This window comes from Hydrogenophaga sp. GW101-3F08 (genome assembly GCF_059424585.1).
In genome coordinates this window covers 95,128-122,074 of sequence record NZ_JBWKZP010000011.1, presented here as the reverse complement: position 1 = coordinate 122,074, position 26,947 = coordinate 95,128, and the positions used below count along the sequence as shown (strand labels likewise).

28 protein-coding genes are annotated in these 26,947 nt (G+C 68.7%); 18 read left to right on the top strand and 10 right to left on the bottom strand.

What is annotated here, in order from left to right; all coding sequences use genetic code 11:
• Nucleotides 1-15: 15 nt before the first annotated feature.
• From AC07YZ_RS22465 to AC07YZ_RS22450, 4 genes are all read left to right on the top strand, one after another.
• Nucleotides 16-1,044, top strand: a complete 1,029-nt coding sequence (locus AC07YZ_RS22465; RefSeq protein ID WP_226492316.1) for an ABC transporter permease subunit — start codon at nucleotides 16-18, stop codon at nucleotides 1,042-1,044.
• Nucleotides 1,041-1,898 carry an ABC transporter permease subunit gene (locus AC07YZ_RS22460; RefSeq protein ID WP_494796425.1) on the top strand — a complete coding sequence of 286 codons (858 nt, stop codon included), beginning with the start codon at nucleotides 1,041-1,043 and terminating at the stop codon, nucleotides 1,896-1,898. Before AC07YZ_RS22465 ends, AC07YZ_RS22460 begins: the two co-directional genes overlap by 4 nt.
• Nucleotides 1,899-2,027: 129 nt before the next feature.
• Nucleotides 2,028-3,002, top strand: a complete 975-nt coding sequence (locus tag AC07YZ_RS22455) for an ABC transporter ATP-binding protein (protein ID WP_226492318.1) — start codon at nucleotides 2,028-2,030, stop codon at nucleotides 3,000-3,002.
• Nucleotides 2,999-3,982, top strand: coding sequence for a dipeptide ABC transporter ATP-binding protein (locus AC07YZ_RS22450; RefSeq protein WP_494796424.1), 984 nt, complete (start codon nucleotides 2,999-3,001; stop codon nucleotides 3,980-3,982). Before AC07YZ_RS22455 ends, AC07YZ_RS22450 begins: the two co-directional genes overlap by 4 nt.
• 503 nt (nucleotides 3,983-4,485) lie before the next feature.
• Here the strand turns inward: AC07YZ_RS22450 and AC07YZ_RS22445 are convergent.
• Together AC07YZ_RS22445 and AC07YZ_RS22440 are read right to left on the bottom strand one after the other, a co-directional pair.
• Nucleotides 4,486-6,273, bottom strand: coding sequence for an ABC transporter transmembrane domain-containing protein (locus AC07YZ_RS22445; protein WP_494796423.1), 1,788 nt, complete (start codon nucleotides 6,271-6,273; stop codon nucleotides 4,486-4,488).
• A gap of 57 nt (nucleotides 6,274-6,330) precedes the next feature.
• Nucleotides 6,331-7,362 (bottom strand): magnesium transporter, encoded by a 1,032-nt coding sequence (locus tag AC07YZ_RS22440; RefSeq protein WP_494796422.1) that lies wholly within the window; start codon nucleotides 7,360-7,362, stop codon nucleotides 6,331-6,333.
• A 239-nt stretch (nucleotides 7,363-7,601) separates the two neighbouring features.
• On the opposite strand from AC07YZ_RS22440, the gene AC07YZ_RS22435 reads away from it, so the two are divergent.
• Nucleotides 7,602-8,030, top strand: a complete 429-nt coding sequence (locus AC07YZ_RS22435; RefSeq protein ID WP_494796421.1) for a universal stress protein — start codon at nucleotides 7,602-7,604, stop codon at nucleotides 8,028-8,030.
• Between the two features lie 33 nt (nucleotides 8,031-8,063).
• Here AC07YZ_RS22435 and AC07YZ_RS22430 read toward each other — a convergent pair whose 3' ends face one another.
• Nucleotides 8,064-8,525 carry a CBS domain-containing protein gene (locus AC07YZ_RS22430; protein ID WP_494796420.1) on the bottom strand — a complete coding sequence of 154 codons (462 nt, stop codon included), beginning with the start codon at nucleotides 8,523-8,525 and terminating at the stop codon, nucleotides 8,064-8,066.
• A gap of 341 nt (nucleotides 8,526-8,866) precedes the next feature.
• Nucleotides 8,867-9,709: a Crp/Fnr family transcriptional regulator gene (locus AC07YZ_RS22425; protein WP_494796419.1), complete on the bottom strand. Its 843-nt coding sequence runs from the start codon at nucleotides 9,707-9,709 to the stop codon at nucleotides 8,867-8,869.
• A 265-nt stretch (nucleotides 9,710-9,974) separates the two neighbouring features.
• Here AC07YZ_RS22425 and AC07YZ_RS22420 point away from each other — a divergent pair, with 265 nt between their 5' ends.
• The 3 genes from AC07YZ_RS22420 to AC07YZ_RS22410 are packed head-to-tail and all read left to right on the top strand — an operon-like array spanning nucleotide 9,975 to nucleotide 13,212.
• Nucleotides 9,975-11,498 (top strand): PAS domain-containing sensor histidine kinase, encoded by a 1,524-nt coding sequence (locus AC07YZ_RS22420; RefSeq protein WP_494796418.1) that lies wholly within the window; start codon nucleotides 9,975-9,977, stop codon nucleotides 11,496-11,498.
• A complete protein-coding gene (locus AC07YZ_RS22415; RefSeq protein ID WP_494796417.1) occupies nucleotides 11,495-12,208 on the top strand; it encodes a response regulator in 714 nt (237 codons plus the stop codon). The genes AC07YZ_RS22420 and AC07YZ_RS22415 overlap by 4 nt, the downstream gene beginning before the upstream one ends.
• A gap of 8 nt (nucleotides 12,209-12,216) precedes the next feature.
• Complete coding sequence (locus tag AC07YZ_RS22410) at nucleotides 12,217-13,212, top strand: zinc-dependent alcohol dehydrogenase family protein (RefSeq protein ID WP_494796446.1); 996 nt, start codon at nucleotides 12,217-12,219, stop codon at nucleotides 13,210-13,212.
• Between the two features lie 10 nt (nucleotides 13,213-13,222).
• Here AC07YZ_RS22410 and AC07YZ_RS22405 read toward each other — a convergent pair whose 3' ends face one another.
• The 4 genes from AC07YZ_RS22405 to groL are packed head-to-tail and all read right to left on the bottom strand — an operon-like array spanning nucleotide 13,223 to nucleotide 16,764.
• Nucleotides 13,223-13,843, bottom strand: coding sequence for a phosphoribosyltransferase (locus AC07YZ_RS22405; protein ID WP_494796416.1), 621 nt, complete (start codon nucleotides 13,841-13,843; stop codon nucleotides 13,223-13,225).
• An 11-nt stretch (nucleotides 13,844-13,854) separates the two neighbouring features.
• Nucleotides 13,855-14,430: a bifunctional pyr operon transcriptional regulator/uracil phosphoribosyltransferase PyrR gene (locus AC07YZ_RS22400; protein ID WP_494796415.1), complete on the bottom strand. Its 576-nt coding sequence runs from the start codon at nucleotides 14,428-14,430 to the stop codon at nucleotides 13,855-13,857.
• 18 nt (nucleotides 14,431-14,448) lie between these two features.
• Entirely contained in the window at nucleotides 14,449-15,090 is a 642-nt protein-coding gene (locus AC07YZ_RS22395) for a dienelactone hydrolase family protein (protein WP_494796414.1), read from the bottom strand.
• 39 nt (nucleotides 15,091-15,129) lie between these two features.
• Nucleotides 15,130-16,764: a chaperonin GroEL gene (gene groL / locus AC07YZ_RS22390; RefSeq protein WP_494796413.1), complete on the bottom strand. Its 1,635-nt coding sequence runs from the start codon at nucleotides 16,762-16,764 to the stop codon at nucleotides 15,130-15,132.
• A gap of 262 nt (nucleotides 16,765-17,026) precedes the next feature.
• On the opposite strand from groL, the gene AC07YZ_RS22385 reads away from it, so the two are divergent.
• Nucleotides 17,027-17,452 carry an Hsp20/alpha crystallin family protein gene (locus tag AC07YZ_RS22385; protein WP_494796412.1) on the top strand — a complete coding sequence of 142 codons (426 nt, stop codon included), beginning with the start codon at nucleotides 17,027-17,029 and terminating at the stop codon, nucleotides 17,450-17,452.
• A gap of 21 nt (nucleotides 17,453-17,473) precedes the next feature.
• Here AC07YZ_RS22385 and ftsH read toward each other — a convergent pair whose 3' ends face one another.
• Entirely contained in the window at nucleotides 17,474-19,324 is a 1,851-nt protein-coding gene (gene ftsH, locus AC07YZ_RS22380; protein WP_494796411.1) for an ATP-dependent zinc metalloprotease FtsH, read from the bottom strand.
• Nucleotides 19,325-19,457: 133 nt separating this feature from the next.
• Nucleotides 19,458-19,751 carry a hypothetical protein gene (locus AC07YZ_RS22375; RefSeq protein ID WP_226492329.1) on the bottom strand — a complete coding sequence of 98 codons (294 nt, stop codon included), beginning with the start codon at nucleotides 19,749-19,751 and terminating at the stop codon, nucleotides 19,458-19,460.
• Nucleotides 19,752-19,870: 119 nt separating this feature from the next.
• Here AC07YZ_RS22375 and AC07YZ_RS22370 point away from each other — a divergent pair, with 119 nt between their 5' ends.
• The 9 genes from AC07YZ_RS22370 (at nucleotide 19,871) to AC07YZ_RS22330 (ending at nucleotide 26,867) form a co-directional block, all read left to right on the top strand.
• The gene (locus tag AC07YZ_RS22370; protein WP_494796410.1) at nucleotides 19,871-21,097 is read left to right on the top strand and encodes a YjgN family protein; all 1,227 of its coding nucleotides are present in this window, start codon (nucleotides 19,871-19,873) and stop codon (nucleotides 21,095-21,097) included.
• Nucleotides 21,097-22,206 carry a M48 family metallopeptidase gene (locus AC07YZ_RS22365; RefSeq protein ID WP_494796409.1) on the top strand — a complete coding sequence of 370 codons (1,110 nt, stop codon included), beginning with the start codon at nucleotides 21,097-21,099 and terminating at the stop codon, nucleotides 22,204-22,206. The genes AC07YZ_RS22370 and AC07YZ_RS22365 overlap by 1 nt, the downstream gene beginning before the upstream one ends.
• 253 nt (nucleotides 22,207-22,459) lie before the next feature.
• On the top strand, nucleotides 22,460-22,774 hold the full coding sequence (locus tag AC07YZ_RS22360) for a BON domain-containing protein (protein WP_494796408.1): 315 nt from the start codon (nucleotides 22,460-22,462) through the stop codon (nucleotides 22,772-22,774).
• Nucleotides 22,775-22,829: 55 nt separating this feature from the next.
• On the top strand, nucleotides 22,830-23,225 hold the full coding sequence (locus AC07YZ_RS22355) for a hypothetical protein (protein ID WP_494796407.1): 396 nt from the start codon (nucleotides 22,830-22,832) through the stop codon (nucleotides 23,223-23,225).
• Nucleotides 23,226-23,241: 16 nt separating this feature from the next.
• Nucleotides 23,242-23,625 carry a hypothetical protein gene (locus tag AC07YZ_RS22350; RefSeq protein ID WP_494796406.1) on the top strand — a complete coding sequence of 128 codons (384 nt, stop codon included), beginning with the start codon at nucleotides 23,242-23,244 and terminating at the stop codon, nucleotides 23,623-23,625.
• Nucleotides 23,622-24,029, top strand: coding sequence for a hypothetical protein (locus AC07YZ_RS22345; RefSeq protein ID WP_494796405.1), 408 nt, complete (start codon nucleotides 23,622-23,624; stop codon nucleotides 24,027-24,029). Before AC07YZ_RS22350 ends, AC07YZ_RS22345 begins: the two co-directional genes overlap by 4 nt.
• 20 nt (nucleotides 24,030-24,049) lie before the next feature.
• The gene (locus AC07YZ_RS22340; RefSeq protein WP_226492336.1) at nucleotides 24,050-24,199 is read left to right on the top strand and encodes a lmo0937 family membrane protein; all 150 of its coding nucleotides are present in this window, start codon (nucleotides 24,050-24,052) and stop codon (nucleotides 24,197-24,199) included.
• A 113-nt stretch (nucleotides 24,200-24,312) separates the two neighbouring features.
• On the top strand, nucleotides 24,313-26,028 hold the full coding sequence (locus tag AC07YZ_RS22335; RefSeq protein ID WP_494796404.1) for a PAS domain-containing hybrid sensor histidine kinase/response regulator: 1,716 nt from the start codon (nucleotides 24,313-24,315) through the stop codon (nucleotides 26,026-26,028).
• Nucleotides 26,025-26,867, top strand: a complete 843-nt coding sequence (locus AC07YZ_RS22330; protein ID WP_494796403.1) for a response regulator — start codon at nucleotides 26,025-26,027, stop codon at nucleotides 26,865-26,867. The genes AC07YZ_RS22335 and AC07YZ_RS22330 overlap by 4 nt, the downstream gene beginning before the upstream one ends.
• Nucleotides 26,868-26,947: the final 80 nt, after the last annotated feature.

Genomic DNA, 26,947 nt, shown 5'->3' with positions numbered 1-26,947 from the left:
AAGGGGTGCTCCCTCATGCTGAGATACCTCCTCAAGAAGTTGCTGGTGCTGATTCCCACGATCCTGGGGGTCACGCTGCTGACGTTTTCCTTGATCCGTCTGATCCCCGGCGACCCGGTTGAAGTGATGGTGGGCGAGCGCACGCTCAACCCGGAGCTGCACGCCGCCGCCCTCAAACGCCTGGGTCTGGACCAGCCGCTGTACGTGCAATACGGTCGTTACCTCGGGCAACTGGCACAGGGCGACCTGGGGCAGTCGCTCAAGACGCAGTCCCCTGTGTGGAGCGAATTCAAGGCCCTGTTTCCGGCCACGCTGGAGCTGGCGCTGTGCGCGCTGCTGCTGGCGCTGGTGCTGGGGCTGATCGCGGGGGTGCTCGCGGCGGTCAAGCGCGGCAGCTGGCTGGACCACACCGTCATGACGGGCGCGCTCACCGGCTACTCCATGCCCATCTTCTGGTGGGGCCTGCTGCTGATCCTGATCTTCTCGGTGGGGCTGGGCTGGACGCCGGTGTCCGGCCGGCTCGACCTGATGTTCGACGTGCAGCCGCAGACCGGCTTCATGCTCATCGACGCCTGGCTGGCCGAGCGCGCCGACCCCGAGCTCAGCAGCGGCGCGCTGTGGGACGCGGTGCGCCACCTGATCCTGCCGGCCATCGTGCTCGGCACCATCCCGCTGGCGGTGATCGCGCGCATGACGCGGTCCAGCATGCTCGAAGTGCTGCGCGAAGACTATGTGCGCACGGCGCGCGCCAAGGGCCTGTCGCCCATGCGCGTGATCTTCGTGCACACGCTGCGCAACGCGCTCATCCCGGTGCTCACCGTGGTGGGGCTGCAGGTGGGCACGCTGATGGGCGGCGCGGTGCTGACCGAAACCATCTTCTCCTGGCCGGGCATCGGCAAATGGCTGATCGACGCCATCGGCCGGCGCGACTACCCGGTGGTGCAGAACGGCATCCTGCTCGTGGCCACGCTCGTGGTCGTCACCAACTTTGTCGTGGACCTGCTCTACGGTGTGGCCAACCCTCGCATCCGGGTGCAGGCATGAACTTCAAGGAATTCTGGCGAGCTTTCTCGCAAAACAAGGGCGCCGTGGCCGGCCTGGTGTTCATGTCCATCGTGGGCCTGTTGGCGATCTTCGCGCCTTGGGTCGCGCCGCACGACCCGATCGAACAATACCGCGAGCACTTCCTGCAGGGCCCGGTCTGGGCCGGTGGCACCAGCCAGTTCCTGCTGGGCACCGACGAGCTCGGTCGCGACTTGTTTTCGCGCCTGATCCACGGCGCGCGGCTCTCGCTGCTGGTGGGCCTGGTGTCGGTGGTGCTGGCGATGGTTCCGGGCGTGATCCTGGGGTTGGTGGCCGCGTTCGCCGGCAAGTGGGTGGACGCCGCCATCATGCGCGCCATGGACATCGTGATGGCCTTGCCCTCGCTGCTGATGGCGGTGGCCATCATGGCCATCCTCGGCCCGGGCCTGCTCAACGCCATGATCGCCATCGCGCTGGTGTCGCTGCCGGCCTATGTGCGGCTGGTGCGCGCCTCGGCCATCGGCGAGCTGCAGCGCGACTACGTGACCGCCGCGCGCCTGTCGGGCGCGCGCACGCTGCGGCTCATGTTCGTGACCGTGCTGCCCAACTGCACGGCGCCGCTGATCGTGCACGCCACCATGAGCTTTTCCGCCGCCATCCTGGAGATCGCGGCGCTGGGCTTCCTGGGGCTGGGGGTGCAGCCGCCGCTGCCCGAGTGGGGCACCATGCTCGCCTCGGCGCGCGACTACATCGAGAGCGCCTGGTGGGTGGTGACGCTGCCGGGCCTGACCATTCTGTGGTCGGTGCTGGCGATCAACCTGGTCGGCGACGGGCTGCGCGACGCGCTCGACCCGAAGCTCAAGTCAGCAACATGAAACACCCCCGCCGCGCTTCGCGCGACCCCCTCAAGGGGGCAACGCTGGCGGCCCGGCAAAGCCGGTTCCGCGGCGTTCTTGGCTCAGATATCTCGCGCCGGTGACGGTGCAACCCTTGAGAGATTTGGCATGAGTCTTCTTGACATTCAAAACCTGCGCGTCGAATTCGGCGCCAAGGGCCGCGCCTTTCGTGCGGTGGACGGGCTGGACCTGCAGCTGGACCAGGGCCAGGTGTTGGGCATCGTGGGCGAGTCGGGTTCGGGCAAGTCGGTCGCGATGATGGCCGTCATGGGCCTGCTGGCCGGGCAGGGCCACGTCGGCGCCGATCGCCTGCGGTTCGACGGCAAAGACCTGCAGACCATTTCAGACCGCCAGCGCCGCAAGATCCTGGGCAAGGACATGGCCATGATCTTCCAGGACCCCATGACCTCGCTCAACCCGAGCTTCACCGTGGGCTTCCAGATCGAGGAGGTGCTGCGCGAACACATGGGCCTGCGCGGCGCGGCCGCAAAGGCGCGCGCCATCGAGCTGCTGCAGATGGTGGAAATCCCCGGGGCCGCGCACCGGCTGGAGAGTTACCCGCACCAGTTTTCGGGCGGCATGGCGCAGCGCGTGATGATCGCGATGGCGATCGCCTGCAACCCCAAACTGCTGATCGCCGACGAGCCCACCACCGCGCTGGACGTGACCATCCAGGCCCAGATCATGGAGTTGCTGGTGCAGCTGCAGCGGGCGCACAACATGGCCCTGATCCTCATCACGCACGACCTGGCCGTGGTGGCCGAGGTGGCGCAACGCGTCGCGGTCATGTACGCGGGCCAGGAGGTGGAGCAAGGCGCCGTGGACCGCCTGTTCACCGCACCGGCGCACCCCTACACCCACGCGCTGCTCAGCAGTGTGCCCGAGCACAGCCGTGGTGCGCGCCGCCTGCACACCCTGCCCGGCATCGTGCCCGGCCAGTTCGACCGGCCCACCGGCTGCCTGCTCTCGCCGCGTTGCCCCAAGGCCCAAGACCGCTGCCACATCGAGCGCCCCGAGCTGCTGGCGCAGGGCGGTGGTCTGGTGCGCTGCTTCTACCCCATGACGGCGCAGGAGACGCTATGACCGCCACCCCGATGATTGCGCCCACGGCCCCGGTGATGCAGGCCGAATCGCTGACGCGCCATTACGGCGTGTCGCAGGGCTTCATGAAACCCAAGGTCACGGTCAAGGCCCTGGTCGACGTGTCGTTCACGCTCACCGCCGGCCAGACCCTGGCCGTGGTGGGCGAGTCCGGCTGTGGCAAGAGCACGCTGGCGCGCCAGCTCACCCTGATCGAGCCGCCCACCGGCGGACGGCTGCAGGTCGGTGACGAATGGGTGACGCCCGGCGACCGCGCGCAATACAAGCGCCTGCGCAGCCAGGTGCAGATGGTGTTCCAGAACCCCTACGCCTCGCTCAACCCGCGCCAGAAAATCGGCCACCAGATCGGTGAGCCCCTGCTGCTCAACACGACGCTGAGCGCCGCCGAGCGCAAGGACAAGGTGCTGGAGAGTCTGAAGCGCGTGGGCCTGCGCCCCGAACACTACGACCGCTATGCCCACATGTTTTCCGGCGGCCAGCGCCAGCGCATCGCGATTGCGCGCGCCATGGTGCTGCAGCCGAAGATCCTGGTGGCCGACGAGCCGACTTCGGCGCTCGACGTGTCGATCCAGGCCCAGGTGCTCAACCTGTTCATGGACCTGCAGGAGCAGCTGCAGACGGCCTACGTGTTCGTCTCGCACAACCTCGCGGTGGTGGAGCACATCGCCAACGATGTGATGGTGATGTACCTGGGCCGTGTGGTCGAAGCGGGCCCGAAGGCCACGATCTTCGCCAACGCGCTGCACCCGTACACCCTGGCCCTGCTGTCGGCCACGCCGTCCATCGACCCGGCGCAGCGCCAGAAGAAGATCAAGATCCACGGCGAGCTGCCCAGCCCGCTGAACCCGCCTACCGGCTGTGCGTTTCACAAGCGCTGTCCGAAGGCGGATGCTCGGTGTTCGAGTGAGCTGCCACTGCTGCGGCCTTTGGAAGGGCGGCAGGTGGCTTGCCACCACGTTTGAAGCGGCCCTTTCTGGCTGCTTTTCCAGAAACGTTCTGGAGGCAACCCTGACCTTCGGCGCTCAGACTGGGCTGGCAGGGGCAGGTGGTCCGGGTGTTCGTTCTCCGTCCCACGCTCGCGGGAGTCTGCCCGTGCGCGCAACCACCACTCCATCAACACCGTGATGGCGCGCACGCCCTGTGGCAACCGCGAATCGGGACTGCGCCCGCCCACCCAGACCACCTGCCCCCGAAGTGATGGCCGAGCGAGCCCGCAGGCATGCCCTTCTGTCTTTGAGGTCGATGGTGGTTCCCCCGGGCGCAGGTCCCATTCGCCGTTGCCACAGAGGTGGCTTACCCGCGCAGTGTTGACGCGACAGCGCTTGAGAGTTGCAGAGGAAGACGGCGAGCGTGGGCCGGAGAACGGGGGGGCCGCCATTGGCCTGCGCGAGGTGCAGGCGCACCCGTTCCCGGTACATCTCGCGAGGCCCAGCCGGAAACCGACGCCCCCAGACGCCAGCGAGGCTCAGGCGTTGAATTGCAACGCCGCCAGCCCCGCGTACACGCCGCCCCGCGCCACAAGCTCCGCGTGCGTGCCCTGTTCCACCAGCCGCCCGTGGTCCAGCACCACGATGTGGTCGGCCTGCTGCACCGTGGCCAGGCGGTGGGCGATCACCAGGGTGGTCCGGTCCTTCATGGCCGACTCCAGCGCGGCCTGCACCATGCGCTCGCTTTGCGCGTCCAGCGCGCTGGTGGCCTCGTCCAGCAAGAGCAGCGGCGGGTTTTTCAACATGGCGCGCGCGATCGCGATGCGCTGGCGCTGCCCGCCCGAGAGACGCACGCCGCGTTCGCCGAGGAAGGTGTGGTAGCCCTCGGGCAGTTTCGAGATGAACTCGTCCGCAAAGGCCGCATGCGCTGCGGCGCGTACTTCGTCATCGCTTGCGCCCGGTTTGCCGTAGCGGATGTTTTCCAGCGCGCTGGTCGAGAAGATCACCGGGTCCTGCGGCACGATGCCGATGCGTGAGCGCAGATCGTGCAGGCTCAACTGGTCGATGGGCACACCGTCCAGCGCGATGCGGCCCGAGGCCGGGTCGTAGTAGCGCAGCAGCAGGCCAAACACCGTGCTCTTGCCCGCGCCGCTCGGCCCCACCAGCGCCACCGTCTGCCCCGGTTTCACCGCCAGGCTGAAGTCGGCCAGCGCCGCCTGCGCGGGGCGCGACGGGTAGTGGAAGGTGAGCCGGTCGAACACCAGCGCGCTGCCGCCTTGCGGCTGGGCCGCGGCCACCGGTTGGGCGGGCGACTGCACCGGTGACTCCAGGCTCAGCAGCTCCATCAGCCGCTCGCTCGCGCCCGCGGCGCGCAGCAGGTCGCCGTACACCTCGCCGAGGACGGCCACCGCACCGGCCAGGATGATGATGTAGACGACGGTCTGGCCCAGGTGCCCGGCGCTGATGTCCCCCGCGATCACCGCCTGCGTGCCCTGGTACAGGCCCCACAGCAGCAGGGCGGCCGTGCTGATGATGATGAACGCCACCAGCCCGGAGCGCGCGCGGCTGCGGCGCACGGCGGTGCTGAAGGCGTGTTCGGTCGCGTCGGCGAAACGCCTCGCCTCGCGGTCTTCCGCCGTGTAGCTCTGCACGATGGGGATCGCGTTGAGCACCTCGGCCGCGATCGCGCTCGAATCGGCCACGCGGTCCTGGCTGGCGCGCGAGAGCTTGCGCACGCGCCGGCCAAACCACATGCTCGGCAGCACCACCAGCAGCAGGATCAGCAGCACCTGCGTCATCACGTAGGGGTTGGTCCAGATCAGCATCACCAGCGCGCCCAGGCCGGTGACCAGGTTGCGCAAGCCCATGGAGAGCGAAGAGCCCACGACCGTCTGCACCAGGGTGGTGTCGGTGGTCAGGCGCGAGAGCACCTCGCCGGTCTGGGTGGTCTCGAAAAACTGCGGGCTCTGGCGCAGCACATGGCTGTAGACCGCGTTGCGCAGATCGGCGGTGATGCGGTCGCCCAGCCAGCTCACGAAATAGAAGCGCAGCGCCGACGACAGGCCCAGCAGCACGGCCACGCCAAACAGCTGCAGGAAGTGCCCGCGCAGCCCCATGGTCTGCGCGCCGCGGTCCAGCGAGACCAGGCCGCCGTCGATGAGGTGGCGCAGCGCCAGCGGAAACAGCAGCGTGGCCACCGCGGCCAGGATGAGGAACACCACGGCCAGCGCGATCTGCAGCCGGTAGGGCCGCATGAACGGCCGCAGGCCGCCGAGCGAGGTGGGGGTGGTGGACTTGGGGCGTTCGGTCGGGGTGGCGGCACTCATGGCAGGAGTGTGCCGGGTTTTTGCCCGGCGGTTGAGCGGCCGCCGGCCGCGCGGGCGCTACAGCACCACCGCGCTGACGATCACGAAATAGGTCAGCAGGCTCAGCAGGTCCTGCACGATCGTGGCCAGCGGGCCGCTGCCGTAGGCCGGGTCGCTGCCCAGCCGGCCCAGCACCCAGGGCAGCACCAGCCCGATGGTGGTGGCAATGCCACCGGCCGCCACCAGCGCCCCCGCGACCGCGCAGGCCAGTGGCCAGTCGCCAAACGCCAGCCCCACCGCTGGCAGCGTCAGCCCGGCGAGCACCAGGCCGATCAGCAGGCCGGTGCGCATCTCGCCGCCGATCAGCGTGGAGAGGCGCACATGGCTCAGTGAGAGCCCGCGAACCGCCACCGCCTCGGTCTGCGTGCCGATGGCGTCGGCCAGGTAGACCAGCCCGGGCACGAAAAAGGCGATCGACGGGTGCAAGGCCAGTGTGTGTTCGAAGCGGGCCACGATGAAAGTGGCCAGGAAGCTGCCCAGCAGCCCCGCCAGCAGCCAGGGCAGGCGGTGCCGCAGACGGCGCATGGGCGGCTCTTCGATCGCCTCGCGGGCGTGCAGGCTCTCGCGCGTGATGCCGGCGAAGCGGTGGATGTCTTCCACGTGTTCGCGCCGCAGGATGTGCAGCAGCGCCGAGGCCGGCACCACGCCCACCAGGCGCCCCTGGGCGTCGGTCACCGGGATGGCGCTGAGCTCGTGGTGCAGTGCCAGCGAGGCCACACGCTCCTGGTCCGTTTCGGCGTGCACCTTGGGGAAATGGAGGTTGGCGACCTGGCCCACCCGCGTGTCCCGGGGCAAGGCGAGCAGGGCCGCCAGCGACACGACGCCCAGCAGATGCTCACCGGCATCGAGCACGCACACCAGGTCGATGCATTCGCTGGGCTGCGCCAGCAGCGCGTCCAGCACCTCGGCCACCGTCTGGTCGGGCGTGGCCCGCGGCACGTCGGCCACCGCATGGCGTGCCGCGGTTTCGTTGTGCCGCGGCGCGGGCGGGTCCTGCACGGTCCGTGGGCGGGTCGCGGTGGGTGTCGCGGTGGCGCTGGGGTTCGACATGGGGCTCCTGTCCGTGGGTGGGGCCTGTGCCCGCCCACTGGGTGAAGTGTAGGTCTGGCCGCCGGTTCCGATCTCTTCCCCTGCAGCGCGATGAGGCCACCGCGCTGGACCGGATTGAGCTGACTCAATCGATACCGGCGTCGAGCTGCCTAGGATGCGGTCGTATGGGCTGCGGCGCTGTGTCGCCTTCGTGCCGCAGCTTTTGATGTCAATGGGGCGCAGAGGATGGAGGTACTGCCATGCTGAAATTTCTGATCGCCGTGGACGGCTCCGCACACGCGATGAATGCCATCGGTGCCGTTGCCGCGCTGGCACGCGCGCCAGCGCCACTGGAAGTGGTCCTCATCAACGTGCGGAACGACCCGATCTACTACGCCGAGTTGCCGCCCGATGCCCTGCAGGAGCTGGAGGCTGCCGTGCGGGCCCAGCAGGCTCGGGTGTTGCAGGAAGCTGCCGCCCACGCTCGGGCCAGCGGTCTGACGGTCAGCGCCACACGGAACCCCGATGGGGTGGTGGCGTCGGAAATCGTGCGGGCCGCCGACGAACTCGGGGTCGACCAGATCGCCATGGGAACACGGGGCATGGGTTCGATCGGTGGTCTGTTCCTGGGGTCGGTGGCCCAACGGGTGGTCCACCTGGCCAAGGTGCCGGTCCTGCTGGTGAAGTAGGGCTGGCCCCTGGTGGGCATGGGTGAGGAATGATCAGGGGCGGTCCCTGCGTTCGTGCTGGTACTGCGCTTCGATGGTGGCGGCCATGTCGCGCAACTGGTCTGCCATCAGTGGCAGCAGATCGTCCAGCGTCACCAGACCGACCAGCACCCCTTGTGGTGTGACGACCGGCAGCCGGCGCAGGCCCTTGTGGCGCATGGTCGCCAGCAGGTCCTTGATCGAGTCTTCTTCCAACGCCGTGATCAGGTTGGGGGTCATGACGTCCTCGACCGCGAGAACGGCGGGATCCAGTCCCTGAGCCACCACAGCGGTCACGATGTCGCGGTCGGTCAGTATGCCCACGGCGATGCGGCCAGCGCCGGTGTCGTCTACCACGATCAGGCTGCCCACATGCCTTTCGCGCATGAGACCAGCCGCCTCGACCAGTGGCATGCTGCGCTCGGCCACGGTGATGATCCGGTTGCAGATGTCGGCGGCATTCATCTTTTCGCGCATGGGGTTCTCCTGGGCGTGACGGGTGGAGATGGCGCTGGGCCGGCCTTTGGGCTCAAGAGGCCACGGGCCGGACCCTCAACATGAAGAAGGCCCGCCGACCCTGACGGGTGGCGGGCCCTGTGAAGGTCCCCGGCATCGCGTGTGACCGCCGTGCCGGTCTGAGGGTGCCTTCACCCCTCGTGGTGTCGGAGACACCACGATCTTTCCCCCGGAAGGGAAACCTCACCTGGCCACTGGTGGGCGGACTTTCATCACGTCTTCCATTGGCAATTGCAGTGTGCAGCGACTGGGGCGTGGGGCCATTGAGCGTGCTCAATCCAGCCGCAGATTTTCTGGACAGCTCAGGCCGCAAGCCGGTGAGCGGTGGGGCGCCGGCTCTGCACGGGCATGCTGCCGTTGGCGGGGATCCGGGCGCGCACGATCATGGGTGTGTCCATCTGCCGCCGGGTGCTGCGGGCAAAGGCCGCAAGGCCGTCCATGTCCCGTATCCCGATCTCGCGGTCGCACACCTGGATCAGACCCAGTGCGGCCAGGGTGGTAAAGCTGCGACTGACCGTTTCGTGTGCCACACCCAGCAGGCTGGCGATCTCGCGCCGCCCCATCCGCAGGAGAAAGCGGCTCGGCGACAGTCCACAGTCCGCCATGCGTCGGGAGTGCTGGATCAGGAAGCGGGCCAGCCGCACCTCGGAGGCGACCGCCGCCATGACGTCCACCAGCTCGCGGCTGTGCGCCAGGGTCCGGCTGCCGCAGTGCAGCAGCATCAGGCCAAAGGCCGGCAGTGCCTCGCTCAGCTGCGGTATGTCGCTGCGCGGAACCCCATAGACAGCAGACACCTCCAGGGCGGAAATGGCCACCGGATACGACGCCATGCACAGTGCGTCAAACCCCAGAACCTCGCCGCGGATGGCAAAGGCCAGCACCTGCTCATAGCCGTCTTCGTCGGTGCGAAAGATCTTGAGCGTGCCCGCGCGCACGAAAAAGAGGGTATCGACAGGCGCGCCTTCGTGCACCAGGCACTCGCCCGCGTGGAGATGTCGAAGGGCGACGGGGATTCGCTCGGCGGTCTGCGGCAGTTCGACGGGTGCCCCCGTCGACTGCAGCAGATTGGCCATGCTGCTGACCGTGGACCGGGCGGTGCGATCGGCCTGCCCGCCGTGGGGCTGGATCGGGTTTCTGCAGCTCATCGGTTGCTCCTGCTTGTAAACCTCGAAACAGGTTCATCATTCGTCAGCATGTGCCAAATGCCACGATTCATCCATCGGACTCGTCGCATGGAGGGGATCGGAATGCGGGCAGGGACGCGAGGGAATTTGTCTGAAGGGATGTAGGAAAAATCCGAGCCGCATCAACCCGGAACGCGCCCTGTTGCGGAATGACCCAGATCAGGAAAGGTCGTCGGGCCACGCTGGCTGGGCGCGGACTCACTATCATCAAAACAAGAGGTCTTGCATGCACAAACTCCATCCTCCTGCGGATGCCCAGGACATGGATTCGGTCATCCAGACCGGGGCCATTCACGCGGCACTGGAAGGCATCGTCACCATTGATGAGGCGATGCGCATCGTGATGATCAATCCCGCTGCGCAGCGCATGTTTGGCCGCAGCGCTTCGCAGGCGCTGGGGCGTGATCTGTCCATCCTGATTCCGGGCGCGTTGCGGGCGTCGCACGCTGATCACGTGCGGCAGTTCATGGGCTCGGACGTGGTGGAGCGCCCGATGGCCGAGCGCGGCAGACTGGTGGGCCTGCGTGCCAACGGTGAGGTGTTTCCGCTAGAGGCGGCCATCTGCAAGGTGGACGTCTCTGGCGATTGGGGTGCGAAGCGCTACGTCACGGCGCTGCTGCGCGATGTGAGCGACGAGCAGCAGCTGACGGCGCTGTTCGATCAGCTCAATCGGCGCATGCGCTCGCTGTTTGATCTGCTGCCTGTGGCGATCTGGATCACGGAGGGCGAGCGGGTGGTCTACGCCAACCGGGCGTGTGCCCGCCTGTTTGGCGTGGCGCATCGCGAACGCCTGACCGGGCAATCGATCTACGCGCTCCTGGCCCCCGTGGCGCACGACCCGGTTCGCGAAAAGGTGGCCCATGCGCTGGCCAGGCAGGAAGAGGTGTTGACCGTGCGCGGGAAGATTGCCCGGCAGGATGGATCGTCACGGGATGTCGATATGGTGGTGGCCGCGTTGCCGGACCTCTCGCGCACCCTGGTCCAGATGGTCCTGTCCGACATCACGGAACAATCGCAGGAGCGGCGCGACCTGCTGGACTCGCGGCGCACCCTCAGGGATCTGGCCGCGAGCTTGGTGGACGCGCGGGAAGAAGAGCGGCGACACATCGCGCGCGAGCTGCACGACGAGCTGGGCCAGCGGCTGACGGCCCTGAAGCTGGAGCTGTCCGCGCTGGAGGCGCCGGGGGGGCCTTCGGCGCGCATGCAATCCATGATCGACATGGTGGACGACACGGTGGCCGCCACGCGCCGGATTTCCATGGACCTGCGCCCGCTGATGCTGGACGACCTGGGCCTGAGCGCGGCCATCGAGTGGCTGGCCCAGGATTTCGAGCGGCGCGCGGGGTTGCGGGTGGAATTGCGGCTCGCTCCTTTGCCGGACCCGATACCGCAGAAGGTCCTGACCGCGCTCTACCGCATCGTGCAGGAGGCCCTGACCAACACCGTTCGCCACGCGCGTGCCTCCCGCGTGGTGGTGTCGATGGCCCGTTCGGCGTCGCATATCGAACTTTGTGTCGAGGACAACGGCGCCGGGTTTCCCGACGACCCTCTCGGGACACCGAAACGTTCATTCGGCCTGATCGGCATCCGCGAGCGGGTGCTCATGCTGGGAGGGCAGCTCAGCATCGGCAACCTGCCGGAGGGTGGCGCGAAGCTGGTGGTGAGGCTGCCCATATCCGGGACACACGACACGGCGATGGCCACGGCGGTGCCGCAGGACAACGGTTCGGTTGCTGGAGATGCGCCATGAACGACACCACATTGCACGCCGGGCTCCGTCTGCTGCTGGTGGACGACCACACGGTGGTGCGCGAGGGGCTCAAGCGGCTGCTGGACCCGCAGGCGAACCCGTGGAGCATCACCGAGGCCGGCACCGGTTTTCAGGCGCTGGAATGCCTGCGCCGCCAGGCTTTCGATCTCGCCATCGTGGACCTGTCCCTGCCGGGCATGAGCGGGCTGGATCTGATCCAGCGCATCAAGGGCGAATTCCCGTCGGTGGCGGTGCTGGTGCTGACGATGCACAGCGAAGAGCAATATGCCATTCGCGCCTTGAAGGCGGGGGCCAACGGCTACGTCACCAAGGACAGCGCGGTCACCGAGCTGGTGGCCGCGGTGCGCAAGGTGGCGTCGGGTGGTGTTTTCCTCTCGGCGTCGCTGGCCGAGCGGGTGGTGCATCAGCTCAACTGGCAGCATCCGCTGCCCGGTCTGCAGGACCTGACCAACCGGGAGCTCGACATCCTGCAGCGCCTCGTGAGCGGCCAGCGCCCGGTGGACATCGCCGACGCGCTGCACCTGTCGATCAAGACAGTGAGCACGCACAAGAAACACATCCAGGAAAAGCTGCGGCTGGACTCCACGGCCGCGCTGGTGCGTTTCGGGCTGGAGCACCAGCTGGGCCGGGAGCTCATGGGGGAGGCACCGCCCGGGGACGGCGATGGCAATGAAAGGGCAGCGAGATGAGCCACACGATGCGCGCCATGGTGCTGGAGCGGCCCGGTACCGGCCTGCGCCTGGTGCACCGCGCGGTGCCCGCGCCCGGCGCCGGGCAGATCCTGATCGCGGTGGAAGCCTGCGGCGTGTGCCGCACCGACCTGCATCTGGTGGACGGCGAGCTGCCCGACCCGGTGCTGCCCTTGATTCCCGGCCACGAGATCGTGGGCCGGGTGGCAGCGCTGGGGGCCGGTGTGCCGGGCTGGCAGGCTGGCCAGCGCGTGGGCGTGCCCTGGCTTGGCTGGACCTGTGGCCATTGCCGCTTCTGCCGCGCCGGACGGGAAAACCTGTGCGAGCAGGCGCGCTTCACCGGCTACCAGATCCCCGGCGGCTACGCGCAGTACACCGTGGCCGATGCGCGCTACTGCTTTGCGCTGCCCGATGAGCCCGCGCCCGAGCACCTGGCGCCGCTGCTGTGCGCGGGGCTGATCGGCTACCGCGCGCTGCGCATGGCCGGCGACGCGCGGCGGCTCGGGGTGTATGGCTTTGGCGCGGCGGCGCACCTGATCACGCAGGTGGCGCGGCGCCAGGGCCGCGAGGTGTTCGCCCTCACGCGCCCGGGCGACGCCGAGAGCCAGGCGTTTGCGCGCCGCCTGGGCGCGGCCTGGGCCGGTGGTTCGGATGAAACGCCCCCCGAACCGCTGGACGCGGCCCTGATCTTTGCCCCGGCGGGTGCGCTGGTGCCCACCGCGCTGCGGCACCTGGACCGGGGCGGCTGCGTGGTGTGCGCGGGCATCCACATGAGCGACATCCCTTCATTTCCCTACGCCTGGCTCTGGGGCGAGCGCTCGCTGCGCTCGGTGGCCAATCTGACGCGCCGCGATGGTGATGAATTCTTTGAACGGGTGCGGCAGGCGCCGCTGCAGACCGAGGTGCACGTGTTTGCGCTGGAGCAGGCCAACGAGGCGCTGGATCAGTTGCGCCGCGGCGCCTTTCAGGGCGCGGCCGTGCTGCGCATGGACGCCCCCGCCTGAAAGAGACGGGTCAGGCCCTGAGCTGCGCGATCACCTCGTCGTCCTCCACCTGGGGGAAGTCGCGGTAGAACTGGCCGACGGCCTGGAAGTCTTCGGGGGCGTGCAGGCAGACCACCTCGTCGGCCAGGGGCTGGACCAGCTCCAGTGCTTCGAGCGACGACACGGGCACGGCGCAGACCAGCCGGGCCGGATGGCGCTGGCGCACGCTGTGCAGCGCGGCGATCATGGTCGCGCCGGTGGCCAGGCCGTCGTCCACCACGATCACCACGCGACCGGCCGGGTCGATGGGGGTGCGCAGCGGCGAGTACATCGTGCGGCGCGCGTCGAGTGTCCGCAGCTGCTGACGCTTTTCTTCGTCAATGTAGTGTGGGTCGGCGCCGACCTCGGCCGCATAGGGGGCGATGGTGCTCCAGCCGCTCTCGTCGATGGCGCCGATGGCCAGCTCGGGCTGGTACGGCGCGTGCAGCTTGCGCACCAGCACCACGTCGAAGTCGCCCTTGAGCAGACCGGCCAGGGTCTTGCCCATGGGCACCGCGCCACGGGGAATGGCGAGCACCAGCGGTTTCTGGCCCCGGTAGGCGCCCAGCCGGGTCGCCAGCTGGCGGGCGGCGTCTTCGCGGTCCTGGAACATGGCGGCTCCTTTCAAACGGTCCGGCCCGCGGGCGCCGGCTGCAGCAACTGGATGCTGAAGTCGGGCTCGTAGGGCGGCACATGGCATTCGACGATGTCGGTGGGCGCGACCTCGAGTCGCAGTCCCACCACGTCGGCCCGCAGCGGCAAGGTGGTCACGCAGCGGTCGGCCAGCACCACGAGGCGGACGGCCGCGGGCCGTTTGCGGGTCAGCCAGTCCACCACCTTCAGCGCCGAGTGACCGGTGTACAGCACATCGTCCACCACGAGCAGGGTGTGGTCTCGCAGGTCCAGCGCGGCGTGGTGCGGCTCTTCGGCGAACTGCGTGTCGGGGAACAGCAGCGTGAGGTCGTCGGCGTAGCGCTTGACCGACAGGTCCAGCCGCAGTGGTGGGGCCAGACCATGGCGCTGCACCATGCGCTGGGTCAGGTGGTCGGCCAGCGGAGCGCCCCGGCGCAGCACGCCCACCACCGCCACCGGGCCGTGGCCCTGCAGCAACCCGACCGCCTGCTGTGCCATGCGGTCCATCACAGCGCCCAGGCTGGCGCTGTCGTAGAGACAGGTTCGGGAGCCAGGAACGTCGTTCATGGGTGTTTGCGGCCCGCTTCAGGCGTCCGGCCTGTGAGGCAGGTGTTTCAGGAACCAGTCGGCGGCGAGCGCGGCCACGCTCTCCAGCGTGCCGGGCTCTTCGAACAGGTGGGTGGCACCCGGCACCACTTCCAGGCGTTTGGCGCAGCGCAACTGGCGCAGCGCCCAGCGGTTGAGTTCCAGCACGTCCCCGTCGTCGCCGCCCACGATCAGCAGGGTGGGCGCCTGCACCCGGGGCAGGTGCTCCTGGGCCAGATCGGGGCGCCCGCCGCGCGAGACCACCGCGGCGATGCCCTGGGGCCGATCCGCCGCGGCCACCAGCGCGGCTGCCGCTCCCGTGCTGGCGCCAAAGAGGCACAGCGGCAGGCCCGAGAGGTCTTCGCGCTGCCAGGCCCATTGCAGGGCCTCCTGCACGCGCTGGCCGAGCAGTGTGATGTCGAACACCTTGCGCCGGTCCCGCGCTTCGTCCAGGGTCAGCAGGTCGAACAGCAGGGTGGCCAGCCCATGCCGTTGCAGCGCGCGGGCCACCCAGCGGTTGCGCTCGCTCAGGCGGCTGCTGCCGCTGCCGTGCGCGAACAGCACCAGGCCCCGGGCCCGGGTTGGCACCGCCAGATCGCCCTGCAGCGAGGACGCCTGGAGAACCACGGCTTCAGTGATCATGACCATGTCGGTGGCTGATGGCGCGGGGGGTGTTTCATCCTATAACTCCGGCAGGGTGGCTCCGGGCATGCCCATGTCCTGCGGGGCTTTGGGCGCCGGGGCGTTGGCGATCATGCAGTCGGTGGTCAGCACCAGGCTGGCAATGGAGCCGGCGTTCTGCAGCGCCAGGCGCGTCACCTTGGCCGGGTCCATCACGCCCATCTGCAGCAGGTCACCGTAGGTGCGGGTGGCCGCGTTGTAGCCGTACGCGGGCTCGGCCGAGTCGTCCACGCGCTGGAGCACCACCGAGGGCTCGTCGCCCGCATTGCGGGTGATGCAGCGCAGCGGCTCTTCCAGCGCCTGCGCGATGAGGCGGATGCCGGAGTCGTGGTCCAGCGAGCTGCCGTGCAGATCCGCCAACACGCGACGCGCGCGCAGCAGCGCCACGCCGCCGCCGGGCACGATGCCTTCCTCGATGGCCGCGCGGGTGGCGTGCAGCGCGTCTTCGACGCGGATCTTGCGTTCCTTCAGCTCGGTCTCCGTGGCCGCGCCCACCTTGATCAGGGCCACGCCGCCCGACAACTTGGAGATGCGCTCTTCCAGCTTCTCCTTGTCGTAGTCGCTGGTGGCGGCCTCGCGCTCCTTGCGCAGGCTGGCCACGCGTTCCTGGATCGCCTGCGTGGTGCCGGCGCCACCGATCACGGTGGTGTCCTCCTTGCCCACCTCCACCCGCTTGGCACGCCCCAGATCGGAGAGCTGGGCCTTGGCCAGCGTCAAGCCCAGTTCGTCGCTGATCACCGTGCCACCGGTGAGCACCGCCATGTCCTGCAGCATCGCCTTGCGCCGGTCGCCAAAGCCGGGCGCCTTCACCGCGCAGGCCTTGAGCGTGCCGCGCATGGTGTTGATCACCAGCGTGGCCAGCGCATCGCTGTCGATGTCCTCGGCGATGACCAGCAGGGGCTGGCCGCTCTTGACCACTTCTTCCAGCAGGGGCAACAAGTCCTTCAGCGAAGACAGGCGCTTGTCGCACAGCAGGATGACCGCTTCCTCCAGCGTGGCGCTCTGGCGCTCGGGGTTGTTGATGAAGTAGGGCGAGAGGAAGCCGCGGTCGAACTGCAGACCCTCCACCACCTCCAGCTCGCTGCTCAGACCCGAGCCGTCTTCGATGGAAATCGCACCCTCGCGGCCCACGCTGTCGATCGCGCGCGCCAGCAGTTCGCCGATGGAGCGGTCGTTGTTGGCCGAGATGGACGCCACATGGGCGATCTCCTGCGAGCTGGCGCAAGGCCGGGCCATGCGGTGCAACTCGGCCACCACGGCCTCGATGGCCTGTTCCATGCCGCGCTTGAGGTCCATCGGATTCATGCCGCCGGCCAGGTAGCGCAGGCCTTGCTGGATCATGGCGTGCGCGAGCACGGTGGCGGTGGTGGTGCCGTCGCCGGCCATCTCGCTGGTGCGCGAAGCCACCTCGCGCAGCAGCTGCGCGCCCATGTTCTCGAACCGGTTCTCCAACTCCACCGATTTGGCCACCAGAACACCCGAGTTCACGATCTGCGGCGCGCCGTATTCGCGGTCCAGGATCACGGTGCGCCCGCGCGGTCCCAGCGTTACCTTCACCGCCTCGGCCAAGGCATCGACACCGCGGCGGATCTTGTCGCGTGCCTCCTCGCGAAAGAGCAGTTGTCTGGCGGTCATGTTCAAGTCCTCCGGCAGCAAGTCTCTGGGAATCTGCGTGACAGCACGTACAGCGCATCTTTCCATCGTCCGGAGCAGGTTCGATTGAGCGTGCGCAATGCCGTGGCATCTGGGTCCGCCGCCAGCGGTGGCACCGCCGTGTGGCGTGCCATTGACCAGACTCAATGCGCAGGCTGTTGTGGCGTATCAGCATTCCCGGCGGGGGCGCGTTTCCGTGTTTGCGCTCCAGTCATCCCGCATCCCACCCCAAAGGAGAAGCTCCATGAACGAAATCAGTACCCGGGACCCGTTTTCCGTTGACCTTTTTGACGATGCGTTCCGCAGTTTCTTGCGCCCCTGGGTGGCCCGTGGCACCAGCCACGCCCCCCAGATCAAGGTCGAGCTCACCGAAAGCAACGGCGACTACAAGCTCAAGGCCGACATCCCCGGCATGCGCAAGGAAGACATCGAAGTCAACATCGATGACAACAAAGTGAGCATCTCGGCCGAGCTGAAGAAGGAAAGCGAGGAGAAGAAGGGCGACCGTGTCATCCGCTCCGAGCGCCAGTACGGCTACGCCAGTCGCAGCTTCTGGCTGGACAGCCCGGTGGACAAGGCCAAGTCCACGGCCAAGTACCAGGACGGCGTGCTCGAACTGACGCTGCCCAAGAAGGCGCCGGCCACCTCGCAGCGCCTCGATATTTCCTGACGGCCCGCGACCGGCCGGCCTTCAGTTCACGGGCGGCTCGGGAGCGGGCTGCCCGGGCGCCGGCAGGCCGGTCAGGGCGCGCAAGGCGTCCGCGTCCAGCGTCTCCCGCACCAGCAACGCCCGCGCGCAGCGCTCCAGCATCTCGCGCCGCTCCTGCAGGATGTCGGTGGCCCGCCCGAAGGCCTGCATCACGGCGGCTCTCACTGCCTCGTCGATGCGTTGCTGGGTCTCGGGGCCGGGGTGCCAGCCGTTCTGCGCCAGGCCCGGTACGTCCAGGAAGGGCTGGCGCTGGGGCTCGAAGGCCACATAGCCCAGCGACTCGACCATGCCGTAGCGCGTGGCCATGTCGTGCGCGATGTTGGTGGCCCGGGCCAGATCGTCCGCGGCGCCGGTGGAGAGCTGGCCGAACACCAGTTTCTCCGCCGCGCGGCCGCCCAGCAACACCGTGATCTTGTGCTCCAGCTCTTCCTGTGACATGAGGAAGCGGTCTTCGGTGGGGCGCTGGATGGTGTAGCCGAGCGCGCCGACGCCACGCGGAATGATGGACACCTTGTGCACGGTGTCGGTGCCCGGCAGCGCCATCGCCACCAACGCGTGGCCCATTTCGTGGAAGGCCACCACCTCGCGTTCGTGCGGGTTGAGCACGCGGTTCTTTTTCTCCAGCCCGGCCACGATGCGCTCGACGGCGGTGGTGAAGTCCTCCAGGGCGATGCCTTGCGCGCCGCGCCGGGTGGCCGCGAGCGCCGCTTCGTTGCACAGATTGGCCAGGTCGGCCCCCGAGAAGCCGGTGGTGAGTTGGGCCACCTGCTCCAGCGACACCTGGGGCGCGAGCCGGATCTTGCGGGTGTGCACCTGCAGGATCTGCACCCGGCCGGCCTTGTCGGGCCGGTCCACCAGCACCTGGCGGTCAAAGCGGCCGGCGCGCAGCAGGGCCGGGTCCAGCACCTCCGGCCGGTTGGTCGCCGCCAGCAGCACCAGACCCGAGGAACTGTCAAAACCGTCCAGCTCGGCCAGCAACTGGTTCAGCGTCTGCTCACGCTCGTCGTGGCCGCCGATGGGCGAGACCGCGCCGCGCGCGCGGCCCAGCGCGTCGAGTTCGTCGATGAAGATGATCGCCGGCGCCCTGGCGCGAGCCTGCTCGAACAGATCGCGCACGCGCGCGGCGCCCACGCCCACGAACATCTCCACGAACTCGCTGCCCGAGATGCTGAAGAACGGCACGCCCGCCTCGCCGGCCACGGCCTTGGCCAGCAGGGTCTTGCCGGTGCCCGGGGGGCCGACCAGCAGCACGCCGCGGGGCAGCCGCGCGCCCAGCCGGCCAGACCCTTGCGGGTCCTTCAGGAAGCTCACGATCTCCTGCAGCTCGGCCTTGGCCTCGTCCACGCCGGCCACGTCGGCGAAGGTCACGCCGGTGTCGCGCTCGACATAGACCTTGGCGTGGCTCTTGCCAATGCTCATGAAGCCGCCCGCGCCCTGGCGGTCCATGAAGCGGCGGATCACGAAGAACCACACGCCGATGAACACCAGACCGGGCACGATCCACGACAGCAGGTCGCGCAGCAGCGTGCTTTCCACCACACGCCGGTAGGGCACGCCGTGTTTCGAGAGGCGTTCGGCCAGATCGCCCTCGACCCGGTTGGCCACGATGGTGGTCTTGCCGTCGGCCGCGGGGGTTTTCAGGGTGCCGGTGAGCGTGGTCTCGCCCACCACCACTTCGGCCACACGGCCCTCGGCCAGCGCCTGCTCGAACTCGCTGTAGGGCACGGCCTCCACCGTGCGGGCGGTCTGCCAGAGGGTCTGGATCCATGTCAGGGCCAGCAGCGCCAGCAGCCAGTAGCCCAGGTTCCACTGAACCTTTTGATGGGGTTGCATGTGATCGCCTTTCTGTCGGGAGCGCAGGTGCAGCGCCGCCCATGGCGCAGCGCCATGGATGCCGGCCATCGGCCATGCATCTTAGTGGTTCATGGTGTCTGGCGGCCCCCCGATCGGGCGGGGCAGGGACGGGTCAGGCGTGGCTGTGCGCCAATTCGCGGGCGATGCGGGCGTGGACCCGCTCCAGCTCGACGATGAGCTCGTCGACCTGCTCCATGAACTCTTCCCGGCTGGAGTGCGGGCTGCGCGTGATCAGTTCGGTGGAGTGCTCGGCCAGCGCCTGCTCACCCGCTTGCCGGGCCCAGCGCCGCACCTCGCAATAGGCCAGCAGGGCCAGCCGGCCCATGTCGCCGCTGCGGCGGGCGTATTGCAGGTCCCCCAGAAGGTCTTCGAGTCCGGGCAGCAAGAGTGCGTTGGAGGCGTTCATGTTGCAGTGCAGCATATCCCGGTTTGCGGGCCCTGGCTCGCCCATTCGTCGGCCGGCGGAAGCCATGTAGCCAAATGTTACGATGTACGCCATTTTTATACACAGAGGGAGGATCCGGCATGGCCTATGACGATTTCGCGGCAACCGAGTGGATGGCGGGCAGCGCGCCCGGGGCGTTGCACAAACCCCGGGTGCTGGACATCCGCTTCACCGGCTCGGGCAGCGAGTATTTCCGCATCTGGATCGTCAACCTGTTGCTGACCCTCGTCACGCTCACGCTGTACCTGCCGTTTGCCCGCGCGCGGCGCATGGCCTATTTCCAGAACAACACCCTGGTGGGCGGCGACCCGCTGGGCTTTCACGCCGACCCGTGGAAGATGTTTCGCGGCTACTTGCTGGTGCTGGTGCTTGGCGTGGGGTATTGGGCGGTGTCGAACTTCATGCCGGCGTTCGCCTGGGCGGCGCTGCTGGTGTTCATGGTCCTGTGGCCGGCCCTGTGGCGCGCCTCGCTGCAGTTCCGCCTGCGCAACACCAGCTGGCGCGGTGTGCGGCTGGCCTTCCTGGGCGACCTGAAGTCCGCTTACCTGACCCTGTTGCCGTTTTTCCTGCCGGCGCTGGCCTTCGTGCTGTTCCTGCCCAATCTGCCGGATGGCGAAGAGGTGGACCCCGAAGCGATCCAGCGGGGGCTGGTGATCGTGGGCGTGGTCGTGCTCGGTTTCCTGGCTGCACTGCCCTGGCTGATGGCGCGCATCAAGCGCTACCAGCATGGGGGTTACGCCTTCGCGCAGGAGCGCGCCGAGCTCACCGCGGGGGCCGGCCGTTTCTACGGGCTGTTCTTCAAGGTGCTGGGGGTGATCCTGCTGACCTTGCTGCTCGCCGGCGTGGTGGTGGCCATGGCGATGGGGGCCTTCATCGCCTTTGGTGCGCTCACGCTCGCCGAACTCTTCAGTGGCGGTGCTTCCCAGGGCATCTTCGCCATGATCGCGATGGTGTTCGTGATGGGCCTGGCCTACCTGATCCTGCCGCTGATCGTCGGCCCCTACGTCTCCTCGCGCCTGCAGAACCTGCTGTGGGCGCACACCAGCAGCCCGCGGGTGCAGTTCCAGAGCGCGCTGCGCTTTGGCCCGCTCTTGCGCATCACCCTGGTGAACTGGCTCCTGATCCTCCTGACCCTGGGCCTGTTCTGGCCGTTCGCCAAGGTGCGCGCCACCCGGGTGCGGCTCGAAGCCCTGTCGCTGCAGGTGCAGGGCGATGTGGACCAATGGGTGGCCGAGGCGCAGACGCAGGGGCAGGGCGTGCTGGGCGACGCCGCGGGCGACTTCTTCGGCCTTGACATGGGCCTGTGATGAGCACGCCGGGGTCGCTCGACACCCAATGGTTTGACGGGCGCAGCCCACGGGCCCGGCCCGCGAGCCTGCGCATCGAAGGCGACGAACTGCTGCTGGGCACCGACGATGGCCAGGTGCGGCGCTACCCGGTGAAGGCCGTGCGCTGGCCCGAGCGCACCACCCACGGCCAGCGCCAGACCGAGCTGCCCGACGGCGGGCTGGTGCAGCACGCCAACGCCGCCGAATGGGACGCCTGGTGGCGGGCCAGCGGCCTGCACGAGCGCGCCGTGGTGGGCTGGATGCAGAGCTGGCGCGCCACGCTGGTGGCCATGGCGGGCAGCGTGGCGTTTCTCGCCGCCGCCTGGGTCTGGGGCGTGCCCTGGCTCAGCCAGGCGCTGACCCACCTGGTGCCCGCCTCGGTGGAGGTCGCCATCGGAGAACAAAGCCTGGAGCAGCTCGACCGGCTGTTCCTGGCGCCCAGCCGCCTGCCCCAGACCCGGCAGGACGCCCTGCGCCAGCGCTTTGCCTCGGTGGTGGAGCGCGCCTACCCCGAAGGCGATGCACCGGCCTGGCAACTGTCGTTTCACCGCTCCGAGCTGCTGGGCGCCAACGCTTTCGCACTGCCCGGTGGCGCCATCGTGATGACCGACGAACTGGTCGAGCTGCTGGACGACCAGCCCGATGCCATCGTGGGCGTGCTCGCGCACGAGCTCGGCCATGTGCAACACCGCCACGGGCTGGACCTCATGGTGCGCGCCAGCCTGGTCAGTGCCCTGGTGGGCGTGGTGCTGGGCGATGCCAGCGGCTTCCTGGCCACGGTGCCCGCCACCCTGGCCACGCAGTCGTACTCGCGCGATGCCGAGCGCCAGGCCGACGCCCATTCGGCGCTGCTGCTGCACCGCAGCGGCATACCGCCGGCGGTGATGGCGGTCTTCTTCGAGCGCCTGCTGGAGGACGAGGGGGGCGACCTGCCCGACACCAAACCGGGGCCGAAAGCCCCGACCCGCGATGACGCGGGTGCCAAGCCGGACGAAGAGGGCGACGCGCTGCCCATCGCCATCTCCAGCCACCCGGACCACGCCGCGCGCATCCGCTTCTTCCGGGAATGGCAGGCGTCTGCCCCCTGAGCACCAACACGGTCTGAGCGCGGCGGCGCGCTCAGACCCAGGGCGGCACCCTACGCGGCGGTGCCGCACCCGCCTGTCACCTGTCTGAATCGTCCTGATCGGCACTGCCGGCCGGTGGTGCGCCAGCGCACAGACGCACCCGCGTCACAGCCCTACTGTGGACCCATTGGCACCGGGATCGACCCGGCCTGCCATGCGGTGCGGCCCACCCAGGGTCGCGGCCGCCGTTCAACCACACCACAGAAGGACGACCATGAAAACCAACCAACGCTTCGCCATCCTCCTGCTCGCCGTGGCGGCCGCCACCGGCATCGCCGGCTGCGCTTCGAGCCCCACGAAGGAAAGCACCGGCCAGTACGTGGACGACACCGTCATCACCACCCGGGTGAAGGCCGCGATCATCAAAGACGACATGCTCAAGGCGACGGAGATCAACGTCGAGACCTTCAAGGGCGTGGTCCAGCTCAGTGGTTTCGTGAGCTCCGAAGCCCACATCAACCGCGCCGTGCAGGTCACGCAGGGCGTGCCCGGCGTCCGGTCGATCAAGAACGACATGCGCCTGAAATGACCGGCGGGCCACGGCCCCGGTATTCCCTCTCCACCCTGATCACCAAAGGAACACCATGAGCAACAACCCCAACACCCTGGGCGACGACGCCTCTTCGCTGGCCCACGCGGTCGCGCAAACCACCGGGGACGCGATGCGCGCCACCCAGCGCGCGACGCAGCAAGGCATGGACCGCCTGTCCGACGACATCGGCAACGTGCGTGGCCAGGCCAGCACCGCGTTCCAGCACCTGAAGAGCGACACCGAAGCGCTGGCGCACCGCGGCATGGACGCCGTGCGCGACAGCGCCGGCCAGCTGCGCGAGAAATCGCTGCACGTGAAAGACGCCACCACCACCTACATCCAGCACGAGCCGGTCAAGTCCGTGCTGATGGCCGCCGCCGTGGGCGCCGCGCTCATGGGCCTGGTGGCGCTGTTCAGCAGCCGACACGGCGGCCACAACGGTCGTTGAATTCGGAGCGCCGGCCATGATCCACCCCGTGTTCCGTCTGGCCGCCTCGCAGCCTCAGCTGCTGGCGGAGCACGCGGCGGCGTACGCGGGCCTGCTGGGCGAAGAGCTGGCCATCGGTAGCGCGCGCCTGAAGCGGCGCCTGGCGCTCCAGCTGGCGGGCGCGGCCTGCCTGGTGGTGGCCGCGGTGCTGCTGGGCGTGGCCTTGCTGCTGTGGGCCTCGCTGCCCGGGGCCGGTGCCCGCGCCCCCTGGCTGTTCGTGCTCACGCCCGTGCTGCCGGCGGTGCTTGGCCTGTGGGCCCTGTGGCTGGCGCAGGACCGCGAGACGGTGGAATGGTTCACCAGCCTGCGCCGGCAACTGGCCGAGGATGCAGCGCTCCTGCGCATCCCGGAAACACCATGAGCCCGACCCGGGCGCCCGGCGCGGTGCCGGCACTGACGGCCGAGTTGCGGGCCGTGCTGGCCTGCGAACGGCTGGCGCGCAACCGCGAGCGCCTGTCCGGCTGGCTCGAACAGGACCGCCGCAACCAGGCCGCACGGGTCTCCGGCGGCTGGCTGGCGGGCGCCCTGTGGCCCGTGCTCCAGGGCCTGGGCACCCAGCCGGTGGTGTCGCTCGCGCTCGGTGCGCTGGCCCGCGGCTGGCAGCAGCGGGCACCGGCCACCTCCCTGCCAGCGCCGCCGCTGGAAACCCAGGCCCTGGGCGCCGCGTGGGCGGTGGTGCGCCGCCATCCCAAGGCCAGCCTGACCGCTGCGGTCATCGCTGGCGCTGCCCTGCTGTGGAGCCGTCGGCGCCGCAGCCCTTCCTGATCCCAACCCAAGGAACCACCATGCTCTACACCATCGCCGTCGTCCTGCTCATCCTCTGGCTGCTGGGACTCGTCACCGCCACCACGATGGGCGGCTTCATCCACATCCTGCTGGTGGTCGCCATCGTCATGGTGCTGCTGCGCGTGATCAGCGGGCGCAGTCCGCTCTAGCGTTCCAGGTCACCCGTTGTGCTGGCTGTGTGGGCCAGCGTACAGACGCTGCCCGCAGGGGCGGCTAGTGTCCGCCCATGCCGCCCCACGGGTGGCCCTCACCAGAGACCTTGATGCCCGAGACCACCCTGCGCCGCGGCGCCCCAGAGTTCCCGGGCAAGCCGGGCGAGCCCACCGAGTCGGGGCGGCGCAATGCGTTGCTCAAGGCCGGGGCGCTGCAGAACGCCATCCTGAACAGCGCCAATTTCTCGATCATCGCGACCGATGAAAAAGGCATCATCCAGCTCTTCAACGTGGGGGCCGAGCGCATGCTGGGCTACCGCGCCGACGAGGTGGTCAACCGCGTGAGCCCGAGCGACATGCACGACCCGCAGGAAGTGCATGCGCGCGCCATGGCCCTGAGCCGGGAGCTGGACACGCCGATCGCGCCCGGCTTCGAGGCCCTGGCCTTCAAGGCCTCGCGCGGCATCGAAGACATCTACGAACTCACCTACATCTGCAAGGACGGCAGCTGGTTCCCGGCCATCGTGTCGATCACCGCGCTGCGCGACGACTACGGAGACCTCATCGGCTACCTGCTGATCGGCACCGACAACTCGGTGCGCAAGGGCGTGGAGCTGCAACTCAACGAGGCCGTGGACGCGGCCGAAAAAGCCAACCGCGCCAAGACCGATTTCATCTCCAGCATGAGCCACGAGCTGCGCACGCCGCTCAACGCCATCCTGGGATTTGCGCAACTGGTCGAGTCGGGCACACCCGCGCCCACGCCCACGCAGCAGCGCAGCATCGGGCAGATCCTGAAGGCGGGCTGGTACCTGCTGGAGCTGATCAACGAAATCCTCGACCTCACGCTCATCGAGTCCGGCAAGCTCACGCTCTCGGGCGAACCGGTCTCGCTCACCGAGGTGCTGGCCGAGTGCCGGGCCATGGTGGAGCCGCAGGCGCAGCAGCGCGGCATCGGCATGGTGTTCGCGCGGCTGGAGGCACCGCGCTACGTGAAGGCCGACCGCACCCGGCTCAAGCAGGTGCTGATCAACCTGTTGTTCAACGCCATCAAATACAACCAGCGCGGGGGCCACGTCACGGTGGAGTGCACGCTCACGCTGGACCCGCCCGACACGGTGCGCATCAGCGTGCGCGACACCGGCCCGGGCCTCGTGCCCGCTCAGCTGGCCCAGCTGTTCCAGCCCTTCAACCGGCTGGGCCAGGAGTCGGGCGCCGAAGAGGGCACCGGCATCGGCCTGGTGGTCACACAGCGGCTGGTGCACCTCATGGGCGGCCAGATCGGTGCCAGCAGCACGCCCGGCGTGGGCAGCGTGTTCTGGGTCGAGATGGCGCTGACCGCGGCACCGCTGAACGCCGTGCTCGACGCGGTGCCCGCCGACCCGCCGCGCCCCGATGCACTGCCGGGCACGCCGCTGCGCACGCTGCTGTATGTGGAAGACAACCCGGCCAACCTGGAGCTGGTGGAGCAGATCATTGCGCGGCGCACCGACCTGGGCCTGCTGGGCGCGGCCGACGCCAGCCTGGGCATCGAGTTCGCGCGCGTCTACCAGCCCGAGGTGATCCTGATGGACATCAACCTGCCCGGCATCAGCGGCATCGAAGCGCTGAGGATCCTGCGCGCCGACCCCGCCACGGCCCACATTCCCATCATCGCGCTGAGCGCCAACGCCGTGCCGCGCGACATCCAGAAGGGCCTGGAGGCGGGTTTCTTCAACTACCTCACCAAACCCATCAAGGTCGCCCAGCTCATGGACGCGCTGGACGCGGCCCTGCGTTTCGCCGAAACCACCAGCGGCCCCGCCATCCACCAGGAACCCGCATGACCCTCACCGAACAAGAACGGCTCGGCGCCCGCATCCTGATCGTGGACGACCAGCCCGCCAACGTGAGCCTGCTCGAAGCCATGTTGCACGAGGCCGGCTACACCCAGGTGTCCAGCACCATGGAGCCCGACAAGGTCTGCGCCATGCACCGCAAGACGCCGTTCGACCTGATCCTGCTCGACCTGCAGATGCCGGGCATGGACGGTTTCCAGGTGATGGAAGGCCTCAAGGCCAACACCGCCGAAGACGACTACCTGCCGGTGCTGGTGATCACCGCCCAGCCGGGCCACAAGCTGCGCGCGCTGCAGGCCGGCGCCAAGGACTTCGTGAGCAAACCGTTCGACATGGTCGAGGTCAAGGCGCGCATCCACAACCTGATCGAGGTGCGCCTGCTGCACCGGCAACTGGCCCGGCACAACAGCGATCTGGAACGCCAGGTGCACGAGCGCACGGCCGAGCTGCGCGAGAGCGAGGCGCGCTACCGCGGCCTGACCGAGCTGGCCACCGACTGGTACTGGGAACAGGACGGCGATGGCCGCTTCACCAAAGTCTCGGGCCCGGTGCTGGAGATGCTGGGCCTGCAGGTGGAAGCCTTGAACGACGACGATGGACAGTCGCCCGTCGACGACGATGGCGGTGGCTGGAACCCGACCGAGCGCCAGCTGCTGCAAGCCCGCATCGCCGCGCGCAGCCCGTTCCTGGACATGGTGCTGAGCCGCGAACTGCCAGGCGGCGTGACCCGCCAGTACCGCGTGAGCGGCACACCCATGTTCGACGCCAGCTGCACGCTGATCGGCTACCGCGGTTTCGGCGTCGAGATCCTGGGTTCAAACAAGTAAAACGCCCAGCTCCAGGGGCGCGGTGAAGGACACCACGCCTTCCGGAGCGACATGCCCCAAGCCCAGGGCACCGCCGGGCC